Here is a 12,466-nt window from a genome sequence, read left to right on the forward strand (position 1 = left end):
TCGCGGATACCGGACGGATACGGTCCGCTACCCGGGCGAGCGCGCGGGACGTTCCATCTCGGTGCGCAGCGCCGCCAGCAGTGCGTCGACGGTGCGCTGCCGGTAGGCAACGCCGTCGTCGTCCGTCACGTGCCGGTCGAAGTAGTCCCGCCGGCCCATGTGCCGCATCGGCCCGATGCAGGACATCGTGATCCGGCCCTCCCGCAGTGCCCTGGCCCACGAGGAGACCCGGGCCGTCGGCCACCGTCCCGGAAACACCGTCGGTCCCAACAGCTGGATCCGGTCCTTGGACCCGTACACGTGCCAGAGGTGCTGCACGCGGTCCAGGGCCGGGTCCGAGGCGAGTACCCCACCGATCGAGAACACCGAGACCGGCACGTCGAGCGCGGCCAGATACCAGCTCGCGCCGAGCGCGATCTGGCCACCACCGCTGTATCCGATGACGGTCACCGGGGCGCGGGCGTCCCAGTCGTAGCCGTGCCGTGACAGTGACTCGGCGATCTCCTGCGCGATCGCGAGATTGAACGACGGGCCGTAGCGCGGGTCGGCCGAGACCAGCACGCGCAGTGCGTTGCGCAGGTTGATGAGCTTGGACGCGGTCTTCGCCACCGGAACCCGTTGGAGCCGCTGCAGCCGCTTCCAGAACCAGTTCGTCGCGCGCTGCGTCAGGCCACGGTTGTCAACCGCATAGGGAAAGACATCCGCCGTCACGACGGCGTCCGGCAGCTCCTGAGCGAGCGTCGCCAGGACCGCCTGCTCGCGCCGGGAGTCGGTGGTGCCGTCCACGGCACCGATCCCGGACAGGTACACCACGAAGAGGCGAGCCTCCCGCGCGAGGGCGGGGACGCCGTCGTCGGTCTCCGGTCGCGCGAGCGAGTCGAGCACCGCCGAGTCCTTGCGACGTGACCACCACCGCAGCGACTCCAGCGGCGCCAGCAGCGCGAAGATCAGGGCGAGCGCCACCAGGCCCAGGAGCACCATCTCGATCATGCGTGGTGCTCCCGGTGCTCGAGTGGCACGAACGGCGCACCGGAGAGGACGTCGGAGGAGGTCAGGAACGTCTCGTGGCCGGTCACCAGCGTCCAGGCCCGGGCGGTACCGCGGGCCAGCGGGCCGGCCAGGGCCACCGAGAGCAGGTGCGCTGCGAGCCACGCGACGCCGGAGATCACCAGCGCCGGCAGCAGCCCGACGGCGAGCACGGGCGCGAGCAGGAATGCCAGGACGACGGCGGACCAGACCTCCAGGACCCTCCCGAACAGCAGGCCCAGGTACGGGATGAAGACTCCGAAGGCCAGCACGTGCGGCGCGGCGGCGAACAGGTAGGCGGCCGCGACCATCTCGGCGTCGACGGTGCCGCGGGTGACCAGCCAGGCGACCAGGGCGATCCCGGCGCCGGTGACCCCGCGCAGGAGCGCGGTGTAGACGGCGCCGAGCGCCATCGCGGCGACCATCCGCAGCCGCCGGACCCGGTTGATCACGAAGACGACCGCGTGCCCGATCATCGTGGACAGCCCGGCCAGCACCGCGACCCCGACGGCCACGGACAGCGCGCGGCCCGGGGAGTCGAGCAGCGGCGCCGGCGCGCGGAAGGACAGGATGTCACCGACGGCGGCGAACACCTGGACGAACCACTCCACGACCGACATCGGTTCACATCATCCACGGCACCGGGTGGTCGTGTCGCCACCACACGCGCCCGGCCCCACACGCTTGCCCGTGAGAGTGCGGTTCTGGCTGCCACCTCGACACTCTCGGTGAAGGAGGCATGTCGCCGAGTGCTTCCGCGGAAGCGTCGGCTTGCCGCACCCGGCGTGAGAGTGCTGCTCTGGCTGCCACTTCAGCACCCTCGGCGAGGGGGATTAGGGTCGAGTGCTTCCGCGGAAGCGCCCTGCGCGACTCGCCGCGGTCGCGGCGTGAGCCTCAGGGCGGCGCTCAGGTTGGCGGCTCGTCAGCGAAGATCGCCGCCATCTGCTCCGCCGACTTCAGCCCGCCGCCGGTGAGCACGACGACGGTGGTCTGGCCGGGGCCGATGGTGCCGTCGGCGAGGAACCGGTCGAGCGCGGCGACCGCGACCGCGCTGGTCGGCTCGGCATAGAGGCCGCGCCCGGCCAGGTCGCGGACGGCCCGGCGGATCTCACCGTCGGGCACGGCGACGGCGGCCCCACCGGAGCGGCGGATCGCGGCGACGGCCTCGGGCAACCGGATCGGGCGGGCGATCGACGCGCCCTCGGCGATCGTGGGGACGCGGGGCCCTCGGGATCCGGCCTCGATCCCGTTGACCGTGTCGGCGATCGTGGCCCAGTGTTCCGGCTGGCCGACAAGCAGTCGGGGTCGGCGGGCGATCTGCCCGGCCGCCAGGAGCTCCGTGAAGGCGAGGTCGCAGCCGAGGACGATGCTGCCGGCGCCGGCGACCAGGACCACGTTGTCCGGAGCGGTGAAGCCGAGCGCCTCCCAGATCTCGTAGCCGATGGTCTTCGTGCCCTGCAGGAACATCGGGTGCCAGTTGTGGCTCGCGTACGCGATCGTGGCCGACTGCCGCACCGCCTCCTCGGCGACCTCGTCACGGGTGCCGGACACCAGTTCGATCTGCGCGCCGAAGGCCCGGGCCTGCAGGATCTTCGCCCTCGACGTCGCGGCGGGCACGATGATCTTCGCCCGTATCCCGGCGGCAGCCGCGTACGCCGCGACGGCCGAACCACCGTTGCCCGAGCTGTCCTCCAGGACCCGGTCCGCGCCGTGTGCCCGCAGGTGCGAGATCATCACGGCGACGCCGCGGTCCTTGAAGCTCGACGTCGGGTTGAACCACTCCAGCTTCACGTGCACCCGGTGACCGGGCCGGTCGAGCGCGACCATCGGGGTGCAGCCCTCGCCGAGGCTGACCCGGTGCTCGGGCGACACCGGGAGCGCGGCCCGGTACCGCCACAGCGAGCGCTCATCGGTAACGATCTGCTCGACGGTCGCCGCGGCCAGTGGTGACACCGCAAGCGGCGACCCGTCCGCACCACGCCACCGCAGGTCCGTGAGCGGGTACCGCGTCCCGGCCCGGTCCAGCAGGACGGGCGGGCCGGCCTTCGACGGAGTCGACACCGGGGACCCCTTTCGGAAGTCGATCGGCGGGAGTGCCCGCCAGCATAGGCCCGGCCTGCCCTTCGGTCGGTGGGTGTGACCGCCGACACGGTGATCCACCGCACGATCTAGAGACTTTGCCCGCGGTTCGGAGTAGACCAGAGAGAGCAGTCACGGCACTGGCGAGTGGAACGAGGAGACGATGGCACACCCACGAGTGGTCGTGGTCGGTGGCGGGTACGGCGGGGTCGCCGTGGCACAGCAGCTCGATGCGGTCGCGGACGTCATGCTGATCGAACCGAAGGACGCGTTCGTGCATGCCGTCGGGACGCTCCGTGCCGTCGTGGACCCGGCCTGGGAGGACCGGGTGTTCCTTCCCTACGACCGGCTGCTCAGCCGGGGCCGGGTCATCCACGACTCCGCCCGGGCGGTCGGTGCCAACCGGGTCAGCTTCACGCGGACCGAGTTCGTCGACGCCGACTACCTCGTGCTCGCCACCGGCACCGCGTACCCGTTCCCGGCCAAGTTCCTGGAGTCCGACGCCTGGGTGGTGCGCTCGCGGATGGCGCGGCTGCGGGAGGCGATCGGGCAGGCGGAGCGGGTCCTGCTGGTCGGAGCCGGACCGGTCGGAGTGGAGCTCGCCGGGGAACTCACGAGTGCGTTCGGCGATCTGGGCGTGACCCTGGTCGACCGGGCAGACGACATCCTGACCACGATCGACGTGATACCGCAGGTGCGCGACTCGATCCGGACCCAGCTGATCGACCGGGGTGTCGACCTCGTCCTCGGCGCGCCGCTGGGGTTCCTGCCACCGATGGACGTCGGGCGCCTGCACGATTTCACCGTGCGCACCGACGCCGGTGTGGAGATCAACGCGCAGGTCTGGTTCCGCTGCTACGGGAACCGGGCGGTGACGGACTACGTGACCGGGGGCCTGCTGGACGCCCGCCGTCCCGACGGCACCCTGAGCGTCACCGAACACCTGAGCGTCGCCGGCCATGACACCGTGTTCGCCGTCGGGGACGTCGCCGACCTGCGCGAGACGAAGCGGGCCGACGCGGCCCGCGCCCACGGCCGGGTGGTCGCCACGAACATCGCCGACCTGATCGCCGGGCGTTCGCCGTCGGCCGTGTACGTGCCGCCGCCGGAGCGGATCGTGATCCCGTTGGGGCCCGACGGCGGTGCGTCCCAACTGCTCGACACGTCCGGTGTGCCGCGCTTCCATGGCCCCGAGGAGACCAGCCGGATGAAGGGCGTGGACCTGTTCACCGATCTCATGGCCGAGCAGTTCCACCGGCTCGACGACGTCACCGAGCACTCCCGGGGCGAGGACACCTCGCTCGAGTACGCCGGCTGACGCGGACCCCGGCGCAGGCACGGGGCGACCACTACCCTCGGTGACATGGCAGCCAAAGGCGGGGACACCGCCGTCGAACTCGAGGTCGGCGAGCGCACCGTCCGGATCAGCCACCCCGAACGGGTCATGTTCGCCGCACGCGGGGAGACGAAACTCGACCTCGCCAACTACTACCTCGCCGTCGGCGACGGCATCGTGCGTGCCCTGCGCGAGCGGCCATGCATGCTGCACCGGTTCCCGGACGGCGTGGCGGGTACGAAGGTGCACCAGAAGCGGCTGCCACGCGGCGCCCCGGACTGGGTCGAGACCGTCGAGCTGCACTTCCCGCGCTACAACCGGACCGCGGATGAACTGTGCGTCACCGAACTCGCCAGTGTGATCTGGGCGGTGCAGATGTCCACCGTCGAATTCCACCCCTGGAACTCCCGCCGAGCGGACACCGAGAAACCGGACGAGTGGCGCATCGACCTGGATCCGATGCCCGAGTGCCCGTTCGAGCGGGTACGAGACGTGGCGCACGTGGCCCATGAGGTGCTCGACGACCTCGGGATCACCGGCTACCCGAAGACCTCCGGCGGTTCCGGGCTGCACGTCTATGTGCGGATCGAACCGGACTGGGGCTTCGACGAGGTCCGGACCGCCGCGCTCGCGTTCGCGCGGGAGGTCGAGCGGCGTGCGCCGAAGGACGTCACCACCGCCTGGTGGCGCAAGGACCGGGACCCGTCCGCGGTGTTCGTCGACTACAACCAGAACGCCCGTGACCACACGATCGCCAGCGCGTACTCGGTGCGCGGCAAGGACGAGGGCACGGTCTCGACACCGATCCGGTGGGATGAGGTCGACGACGTCGATCCGACAGCGTTCACCATCGCGACGGTGCCGGCCCGGTTCGCCGAGCTCGGGGACCTGCACGCCGACATCGACGCGAAGGCGCATCGGCTGGACGAGTTGCTCGAGTGGGCGGAGCGGGACGAACCCGCCGACGCCTGACCGGTTCTCCGCCCGGATGTCGATCCAGGCGTCCGCCGTTCGTGGTGACGGTGAAGGCCGCCGGCGCGGTGGCCCCGAACCGGAGGACGTCATGAACGGCACCAGCACCACCAACACCGCTCCGACGGCGGAAGGCACCCACGAACAACGCGTCACCAGGTCGTTGCTCGGGTACGGCATTCTGGCCGGCCCGTTCTACGTGGTCGTGTCGCTCACGCAGGCAGTCGTCCACGACGGGTTCGACCTGACCAGGCACGACTGGAGCCTGCTGGCCGCCGGCCCGCAGGGCTGGATCCAGATGGTCAACCTGATCCTGACCGGCGCGATGGTGATCGCGTTCGCGGTCGGCGTGGCCCGGTCCTGGACGTCCCGTTGGGCGCCGCGGCTGCTCGGGATCTATGGACTGGGACTGATCGCCGCCGGCGTGTTCGTGGCCGACCCGATGGCCGGCTACCCGGTCGGTTCCGTGCCCGTCACCGAGATCAGCTGGCACGGGCTCGGCCACATGGTCGCCGGCATGGTCGGCTTCGCCGGCCTGATCGCGGCTACGTTCGTGGTGGCCCGGGTCCAGGCACGCGAGGGCCGTCGAGGCGCCGCGTGGGCGTCCCGCGCCGTCGGCGTCATCTTCCTCGCCGGGTTCGCCGGGGTCGCGACGGGATCGTCGGCACCGGCGATCGTGCTCGGTTTCACGGCGGCCGTGGTGATCTCCTGGGCCTGGCTGGCCGCGCTCGCGGCGCACCTGCAGCACAGGGTCGCCGCGCCCCGGTGCTGAACCACCGGTCCTCGGGCTACAGCTCCTTGACCAGCAATCGGTCCCGCTCCACCGCATGGTGCGTGACGCCGTCGACGTCCACCCAGTCGTAGGCGGTCACGTCCTCGACGCCGGAGGCCACGTAGCCGAGCCTGAGGTAGAGCCGCTCGGCGTCCGGGTTGTCGAACGCGACGCCGACGGCGGGTCCGTGCGCGGGTCCGGCACCGTTCGACCCGGCGTCGGTGCCGCACCCGGCGGGCTACCCTTGCCTCTCGTGTCGCACCACCGCATCCGCTCCCGCCGACGCGTCGGGGGTGCGCCCTCGTGAGGCTCCTGCGTCGCTGGGTGGACCCGTTCGTGGTCGGGATCCTGGTCGCCCTGGTCCTCGGGCTCGTGGTGCCGTTGCCCGACGCGGTGCGGGGGGCGGTCGAAGGGGTCGGGAACGTCGCCGTCTTCCTTCTGTTCCTCGTGTACGGCGCTCGGCTGTCCACCCGCGAGGTGCTCGGCGGGCTGCGGAACGTGCGCCTGCAGGGGAGCATCCTCGGTTCCACCTACCTGTTGTTCCCGTTGCTCGGGCTGGCCGTGTCCTGGGCGGCCGCCCCGATCATCGGTGCGGCGCTCGCAGCCGGGGTGCTGTACCTGTCCCTGCTGCCGTCGACCGTGCAGTCCTCGGTCGCGTTCGTCTCGGTGGCCCGGGGCAACGTGGCCGGGGCCATCTGCGCCGCGACGATCTCGAACCTGCTCGGCATGGTGCTCACCCCGCTGCTCGTGCTCTGGCTGATGGGCGCGTCGGGGGCGGGTGGGCTCGGTGGCCTGCGCTCGGTGCTCCTCCAGCTCCTGCTGCCGTTCGTGGTCGGGCAGCTACTGCAACCGCTCGTCGGGACCTGGCTACGCGCCCACAAGTGGCTGACCACCCTGCTGGACCGGAGCACGATCATCCTGATCGTGTTCGGTGCGGTCGCCTCCGCCACGGCCGACGGGGTGTGGTCCTCGGTGTCCTGGGTGATGATCGTGGCGCTGCTCGTGATCAGCGCCGTGGTGCTCGTGGTCATGCTGGCGGCGACCTGGTGGGGCGGCCGGGGGATCCGGCTGGACCGCAAGGACCGGATCGCCCTGCTCATGTGCGGGTCGAAGAAGTCGCTCGCGACCGGGCTGCCGATGGCCGTGGTGCTCTTCCCGGCGGCCACCGCCGCGACCATCGCGGTGCCGCTGATCATCTTCCACCAACTGCAGCTGGTCGTGTGTGCCGCACTGGCCCGGCGGCTGGCGCGGACGTCCGGGGAACCGGGGACGGTCGGCGCCTAGCGTGGTGGAACCGCAGTGCTACCCGTCCAGCGTGACCCGGTACGCCGCGAAGCCCAGAGCCGCGAGCATCACCACACCACCGATCAGCGCACCGAGTCCCCGGTGCCGCGCCTTCAGCGCGAGGATCAGCACGGTCGCGTAGGCCGCGGCCAGGACCACCGACCAGAGCGCGGCCACCGGCACCCGAGCGGGGCTGCAGCCGGCCGGCGCCGGGTGCACGGCTGGGCAGGCGGACTGGGCCGGGGCCGGGATCGCCAGCAGCCACACCGAGACCAGCGTCCAGAGCAGGATCAGCGAGGCCGTGAGGATCACCCAGGTGGCGGCGGCCCGGCTCGGTGTCGAGGGCGGGTCCGGTTCCATCAGGTGCACGCTACCGGGCGTCGCCCGTGGCCGAAGCCCGCGGCGCCCGAGCGTCGAGGAAGTCGCGGCGCCGGCGAGACCGCCCCCTGGTTGGGGCGGATTCGGGTTCGCGGCGACTTCCTCGACGCGTGGCCGAACCGGCTCAGGCCAGGACCGTGCGCACCACCCGGCGGGAGGCCAGGGTGCCGAGCAGCACCAGCGCGCACGCGGCGGCCACGCTGAGTACGAACTGCAGCAGCACCGGCGTCGCGGTCAGGAACGCGTAGCCCAGTGCCGGGATCATGAACAGCAGCGCACCGGCGGTGGCCACCCCGACGGCCGCGGCCAGCGGGATCGACGTCTCCCGCAGCCGGGCGGCGTCCATGACCCGCAGGTCGGTGCCGGCCAGATGCAACGCCCGGTACTCACCGCCCTGATCGATGACCCGGCCCGCCTGCATGACCCCGGTGGAGACCGCCGCGACCACACCGGCGATCGCGAGCGTCAGGAAGCCGCCCGTAGCCATGTCGCGGTAGAGGTTCGCCTCGGCGGCGTCGCTCGCGATCGCCGGGTCGAACATGGCGACGGCGGCGGCCAGGCCGGCGATGAACGTCGCCAGGGCGATCCCACCCACGCTGCGCCACGCCGTCTTCGGGGAGTCCACGAGGCGGCGGGCGGCGATCAGGGTGGCCACATCCTTGGTGCGACGCACCACGATGCGACCGACCACCGACATCACCCACGGACCGAGCAGGTTCAGCATCGCGAATCCGCCCGCGACCACCATGACGATCACCAGGATGCTGGCCAGGCCGGTGTTCCACAGCACCACGAACACCACCGCGAAGCCGAGGATCGGCACCAGCCGGGACCAGTGCAGCGGGTTCGGGGTGGTCCGCGCGGCCACGCCGAGCGGAGTGATCGCGACCTTCCGCAGGCTCGCGCCGGCCGAAAGCAGCGCCACCAGCGTCACGGCGAGCACCGCCACCGGGTACACCCACCACGGGGCTACCAGCTCGGCGAACGTGAAGGACCGGCCCTGGAACTGCAGCGGCAGCACGGTGAGGATCAGCAGGAACGACCCGGCCACGCCGATCAGGGAGCCGGCCAGCGCCTGGGCGGCCGCATCCAGCATCGTCATCAGCGAGACCTGCCCGGTGGTGGCGCCGGCCAGGCGCAGCGCGGCGAGGCGCTCGTCGCGGCGGGCCACGGCGAGCCGGGCGGCGGCCCCGCCGAGCGTCGCGAGCGGCACCATCAGCAGGATCGTGGCTGTGCCAGCGAGGGTGACGTAGAAGCCGCCGTCGGAACCGGGCGCGATGTCGGTCATCGCCCGGTCGACGAACGCGGCGAAGCCGCCGACCACCAACAGGACGACGGCGGTGGTCACCGCGAAGGCCAGGACGGCGAGCACGCTCGTCAACCGCTGCGGGTCGGACCGGCCCGCGCTGCGGCCGCGCAGCAGCAACCACAGGTCGAGTGCCGCCCTCATCGGGACACCGCGGTGACGCCGTCGGGCCTGCCGTACGGGCTGACCGGAGCGGGTCCGCCCGGGCTGGCGGCCGCAGCGAAGGGTGCCGCCTGCTGCGGCGCGGAACCAGGCCCGACGGCGGTGGCGGAGTCGGTGGTCCGGCTCTCGGCGGGTTGAGGTACTCCGGTGCGCTCACTCGGCACCCCGGTGCCGCGTGCGTGGTCCTGGGCCACCACGAGACCATCGCGCATGTGGACGGTGCGCGAGCACCAGCGGGCGACGCCCGGGTCGTGGGTCACGATCACGAGGGCGGCGCCGGTCGCGCGGGTTGCCTCGGTCAGGACGCCGAGCACCTCGTGGCCGGTGTGCTGGTCGAGGGCGCCCGTCGGCTCGTCGGCGAAGACGACGCCGGGGGAGCCGACCAGGGCGCGGGCGATCGCGACCCGCTGGGCCTGCCCGCCGGAGAGCTCGCCGGGCCGGCGGGACTCCATGCCACCCAGGCCCAGGTAGGCGAGCCAGCGTCGGGCGGTGTCGGTCGCCTGCGCGCGCGGTGTCCCGGCGAGCATCAGCGGCAGGGCAGCGTTCTCGTCCGCGGGCAGTTCGGGCAGCAGCTGCCCGGACTGGAACACGAAGCCGAAGTCGGTGCGGCGCAGCCCGGTACGGGCGCGCTCCGACATCGACGAGAGGTCCTGCCCGGCTGAGACGACCTGCCCGGACGTCGCCGGCAGCACCCCGGCGAGGCAGTGCAGCAGGGTCGTCTTGCCGGAGCCGGAGGGGCCCATGATGGCCACCGACTCGCCCGGCGCGATGCTCAGGTCGACGCCGGCAAGCGCGGTGGTCCCGGTGCCGGCGGAGCCGTAGGTCTTCACCAGGGCGCGTGCGGTGAGAGGGGTACGTGAGGTCATGCCACCCAGCCTCGCCGCCCTGCCGGGCCACGGCATCGGTCCCCGGAGGTGTCCTGGGCGGGTGCGCGTCCACCGGTGGTCGTCAGGGTGAGTCCGCCCACAGTCTGATGCCCCGATTGGAAACCAGGAGCGAACAACGGGTAGAGTGACCGTCGGTCCACGTGACCGTGAGCGCCCGTAGCTTAATGGATAGAGCATCTGACTACGGATCAGAAGGTTGGGGGTTCGAGTCCCTCCGGGCGCGCTTCACCGATAGACCCCCGTCAGGATCGCCCTGACGGGGGTCTATCCCGTCTCGGAGCCACACGTAGGGGACGCCGGTCCGCAGTGCCCACAGGCGCATGGTCGCGCCGTTCGGCTTCGATCGACCGTTGATCCAGTTACCAACCGCGTTGCGGCTGACCTCCAGGTAGTCGCCCATCTCCTGCACCCCGACGTCGGCGTGGCGCAGCGACAGCAGCATCCGATCTGCCAGGTCCGGGACCGGCACTCGGCCGGCTGTCATCTCACTCATGCATGGAGCATTGCACCTACTCGCGACACGCGCAAGGTCTAGCGGGTATTGACAATGTGATTGTGCAATGCCCATACTCGCCGACATGACCACGACTGCAGCAGAGTTGATCGGCAGCAAGGAAGCATGCCGGCTCCTCGACGTCGACCGGGCAACCCTGGTCCGTCGAGTGTGGGACGGCACGCTCACCCCGGTAACGAAGATGCCGGGGAAGAACGGCGCATACGTGTTCGCTCGCGCCGACATCGCCGCGCTCGCCGAGGAGCGTGCGTCGTGAAGCGCGCCGCCGACCTCGTCGCCCGGGTCGCGCTCGTCTCGGTTCCGCTCGCCGCTGTGCTGCTCGCCGGGTGGTGGGCAGCGTGAGCGTCGGCCGAGGTTGCAAGTCACGTAAGGAGGTGATCCCATGTTCGGCTTCTTCTTCGGCCTCTTCGGCTGGGGTGACGAACTCATCTGACCCCGGAGCCCGGCTCGATCCTCCTCCCCCGGGGATCGAGCCGGGTGGGATCACCGACAAGACCCGCAAGCACGTGTTCGCCCTGCTGAACAAGCAGGGCATCACCGACCCCGACGTCCAGCGTCGGGGCATGACGAAGGTCCTCGGTCGCCCGGTCGAGTCCCGGTCGAGCCTCACCGAGGACGAGGGCCGGACCCTCGTCATGGAGCTGCAGGCCCGTGAACGGCGGTACGCAAGATGAGGCATCACCACACCGAGGCACTCGACGTCGACGTCGACGAGCCCGTCCCCTACGTCCCGACCGACCTCCCCACCGCGCTCGCGATGGTCGACCGCCTGGTCCTCGACCTCGCCCTACTCACGGGCGTCCCTGAGTCCGTCATCCGCATCCGGTACGGGGTCGTGTCCACGCCCATCGTGGACATGCTCGTCTACGGATCGCCCGATCGGGAGCCGTCATGAAGGCGACGCTCCGCGCGTTCGGGTGGGTCGCTGACCTCACCATCGGCCCCGTGCCCAAGCCCGCCGCCCCGCCGCCCGCAGCTCCAGCCGTGGGCACGCACCCGGTGGGTGGCTTGACCTCGTCCGTGGGGCACGGCCCCGGGCAGCGTGTGAACGCACGTAACCCGTTCCCGCGTGCCGCCGGATTCCTCCGCAACGAGGAGCCGCCCCGATGATGACCTACGTCGCGCAATGGCCCGTCCTGGACGATGACGCGCTACTCAGCGCGCTCAAGGTGGAGGCCCTCACCGACCTGGTCACCATGACGGCCAAGCTGCACCTGGTCCTCGTGGGCAACCCCGAGTGGGAGACGTCCGAGGTCGCCGGCAAGACGTTCCTAGGCGTGCGTGTCGGCGTCGTGAGGGTGTCAGCGTCGTGACGCCGGAGGAATGGCGCACAGTGCCCACCGCACCCGGCTACGAGGCATCGAGCCTCGGCCGGGTGCGGAACGCGCGCACGCTGCACGTCCTGAAGCCGCTCAGGCACGACAAGGGCTACCTCAAGGTCAAGTTGGGTCGCGCTCGCTACGACTACGTCCACAGGATCGTCTGTGAGGCGTTCCACGGCGAGCCGCCGAGTCAGCACGTCCACGATGCCGACCACAAGGACTTCGACCGCGAGAACAACCGCCCAGCGAACCTCAGGTGGCTCCCCAAGCACCTGAACGCCTGGAGGTGGGACGGCTACCGCGATCCCGTCGAGGACGAGCCGTTCGAGCCGATCACCGAGGCCGAGGGCAAGCAGCTCGACGCCGCCATGGCGAAGGCCGGGTGGTAGCAGCACACGAACACGCAGTACGGCGTTCCTGCCTCTCCC

At 71.3% G+C, this 12,466-nt stretch carries 15 protein-coding genes and 1 tRNA gene; 10 read left to right on the plus strand and 6 right to left on the minus strand.

The window, feature by feature from the left end; translation table 11 throughout:
- Positions 1-27: 27 nt before the first annotated feature.
- From EXU48_RS15580 to EXU48_RS15590, 3 genes are all read right to left on the minus strand, one after another.
- Entirely contained in the window at positions 28-990 is a 963-nt protein-coding gene (locus EXU48_RS15580; RefSeq protein WP_133108600.1) for a hypothetical protein, read from the minus strand.
- Positions 987-1,646, minus strand: coding sequence for a hypothetical protein (locus EXU48_RS15585; RefSeq protein WP_133108601.1), 660 nt, complete (start codon positions 1,644-1,646; stop codon positions 987-989). Before EXU48_RS15585 ends, EXU48_RS15580 begins: the two co-directional genes overlap by 4 nt.
- Before the next feature lie 286 nt (positions 1,647-1,932).
- The gene (locus EXU48_RS15590) at positions 1,933-3,087 is read right to left on the minus strand and encodes a pyridoxal-phosphate dependent enzyme (protein WP_133108602.1); all 1,155 of its coding nucleotides are present in this window, start codon (positions 3,085-3,087) and stop codon (positions 1,933-1,935) included.
- Positions 3,088-3,268: 181 nt separating this feature from the next.
- Here EXU48_RS15590 and EXU48_RS15595 point away from each other — a divergent pair, with 181 nt between their 5' ends.
- The 4 genes from EXU48_RS15595 to EXU48_RS15610 all read left to right on the plus strand — a co-directional run bounded on the left by EXU48_RS15595 (position 3,269) and on the right by EXU48_RS15610 (position 7,469).
- A complete protein-coding gene (locus EXU48_RS15595) occupies positions 3,269-4,423 on the plus strand; it encodes an FAD-dependent oxidoreductase (protein ID WP_133108603.1) in 1,155 nt (384 codons plus the stop codon).
- A gap of 45 nt (positions 4,424-4,468) precedes the next feature.
- Positions 4,469-5,413, plus strand: coding sequence for a non-homologous end-joining DNA ligase (gene ligD, locus EXU48_RS15600; RefSeq protein ID WP_133108604.1), 945 nt, complete (start codon positions 4,469-4,471; stop codon positions 5,411-5,413).
- A 91-nt stretch (positions 5,414-5,504) separates the two neighbouring features.
- Positions 5,505-6,185, plus strand: coding sequence for a DUF998 domain-containing protein (locus EXU48_RS15605; RefSeq protein ID WP_133108605.1), 681 nt, complete (start codon positions 5,505-5,507; stop codon positions 6,183-6,185).
- A 303-nt stretch (positions 6,186-6,488) separates the two neighbouring features.
- Positions 6,489-7,469 (plus strand): bile acid:sodium symporter family protein, encoded by a 981-nt coding sequence (locus tag EXU48_RS15610; RefSeq protein ID WP_133108606.1) that lies wholly within the window; start codon positions 6,489-6,491, stop codon positions 7,467-7,469.
- Positions 7,470-7,487: 18 nt separating this feature from the next.
- Here the strand turns inward: EXU48_RS15610 and EXU48_RS15615 are convergent, their stop codons facing one another.
- The 3 genes from EXU48_RS15615 to EXU48_RS15625 form a co-directional block, all read right to left on the minus strand.
- Positions 7,488-7,829, minus strand: a complete 342-nt coding sequence (locus tag EXU48_RS15615; RefSeq protein WP_133108607.1) for a hypothetical protein — start codon at positions 7,827-7,829, stop codon at positions 7,488-7,490.
- A 142-nt stretch (positions 7,830-7,971) separates the two neighbouring features.
- On the minus strand, positions 7,972-9,297 hold the full coding sequence (locus tag EXU48_RS15620; RefSeq protein WP_133108608.1) for an FtsX-like permease family protein: 1,326 nt from the start codon (positions 9,295-9,297) through the stop codon (positions 7,972-7,974).
- Positions 9,294-10,181, minus strand: a complete 888-nt coding sequence (locus tag EXU48_RS15625; RefSeq protein ID WP_165962842.1) for an ABC transporter ATP-binding protein — start codon at positions 10,179-10,181, stop codon at positions 9,294-9,296. Before EXU48_RS15625 ends, EXU48_RS15620 begins: the two co-directional genes overlap by 4 nt.
- Before the next feature lie 171 nt (positions 10,182-10,352).
- Here EXU48_RS15625 and EXU48_RS15630 point away from each other — a divergent pair.
- The 6 genes from EXU48_RS15630 to EXU48_RS15655 all read left to right on the plus strand — a co-directional run bounded on the left by EXU48_RS15630 (position 10,353) and on the right by EXU48_RS15655 (position 12,427).
- Positions 10,353-10,425 (plus strand) — tRNA-Arg (locus EXU48_RS15630).
- 355 nt (positions 10,426-10,780) lie between these two features.
- On the plus strand, positions 10,781-10,972 hold the full coding sequence (locus EXU48_RS15635) for a helix-turn-helix domain-containing protein (RefSeq protein ID WP_165962843.1): 192 nt from the start codon (positions 10,781-10,783) through the stop codon (positions 10,970-10,972).
- 160 nt (positions 10,973-11,132) lie between these two features.
- The gene (locus tag EXU48_RS15640; RefSeq protein ID WP_133108611.1) at positions 11,133-11,390 is read left to right on the plus strand and encodes a hypothetical protein; all 258 of its coding nucleotides are present in this window, start codon (positions 11,133-11,135) and stop codon (positions 11,388-11,390) included.
- Positions 11,387-11,611, plus strand: coding sequence for a hypothetical protein (locus EXU48_RS15645; protein ID WP_133108612.1), 225 nt, complete (start codon positions 11,387-11,389; stop codon positions 11,609-11,611). The genes EXU48_RS15640 and EXU48_RS15645 overlap by 4 nt, the downstream gene beginning before the upstream one ends.
- A 211-nt stretch (positions 11,612-11,822) precedes the next feature.
- Positions 11,823-12,029 (plus strand): hypothetical protein, encoded by a 207-nt coding sequence (locus EXU48_RS15650; protein WP_133108613.1) that lies wholly within the window; start codon positions 11,823-11,825, stop codon positions 12,027-12,029.
- Positions 12,026-12,427, plus strand: coding sequence for an NUMOD4 motif-containing HNH endonuclease (locus tag EXU48_RS15655; protein ID WP_268958182.1), 402 nt, complete (start codon positions 12,026-12,028; stop codon positions 12,425-12,427). The genes EXU48_RS15650 and EXU48_RS15655 overlap by 4 nt, the downstream gene beginning before the upstream one ends.
- Positions 12,428-12,466: the final 39 nt, after the last annotated feature.

Origin of the sequence: Occultella glacieicola (assembly GCF_004353825.1) — a bacterium.
GTDB classification, from domain to species: domain Bacteria; phylum Actinomycetota; class Actinomycetes; order Actinomycetales; family Beutenbergiaceae; genus Occultella; species Occultella glacieicola.

Excerpts from the sequence above, each read along its gene's own strand:
- EXU48_RS15620 (WP_133108608.1), bottom strand. The coding sequence starts at position 9,297 with ATGAGGGCGGCACTCGACCTGTGGTTGCTGCTGCGCGGCCGCAGCGCG.
- EXU48_RS15650 (WP_133108613.1), top strand. The coding sequence starts at position 11,823 with ATGATGACCTACGTCGCGCAATGGCCCGTCCTGGACGATGACGCGCTA.
- EXU48_RS15615 (WP_133108607.1), bottom strand. The coding sequence starts at position 7,829 with ATGGAACCGGACCCGCCCTCGACACCGAGCCGGGCCGCCGCCACCTGG.
- EXU48_RS15580 (WP_133108600.1), bottom strand. The coding sequence starts at position 990 with ATGATCGAGATGGTGCTCCTGGGCCTGGTGGCGCTCGCCCTGATCTTC.
- ligD (WP_133108604.1), top strand. The coding sequence starts at position 4,469 with ATGGCAGCCAAAGGCGGGGACACCGCCGTCGAACTCGAGGTCGGCGAG.
- EXU48_RS15625 (WP_165962842.1), bottom strand. The coding sequence starts at position 10,181 with ATGACCTCACGTACCCCTCTCACCGCACGCGCCCTGGTGAAGACCTAC.
- EXU48_RS15605 (WP_133108605.1), top strand. The coding sequence starts at position 5,505 with ATGAACGGCACCAGCACCACCAACACCGCTCCGACGGCGGAAGGCACC.
- EXU48_RS15585 (WP_133108601.1), bottom strand. The coding sequence starts at position 1,646 with ATGTCGGTCGTGGAGTGGTTCGTCCAGGTGTTCGCCGCCGTCGGTGAC.
- EXU48_RS15645 (WP_133108612.1), top strand. The coding sequence starts at position 11,387 with ATGAGGCATCACCACACCGAGGCACTCGACGTCGACGTCGACGAGCCC.
- EXU48_RS15595 (WP_133108603.1), top strand. The coding sequence starts at position 3,269 with ATGGCACACCCACGAGTGGTCGTGGTCGGTGGCGGGTACGGCGGGGTC.
- EXU48_RS15635 (WP_165962843.1), top strand. The coding sequence starts at position 10,781 with ATGACCACGACTGCAGCAGAGTTGATCGGCAGCAAGGAAGCATGCCGG.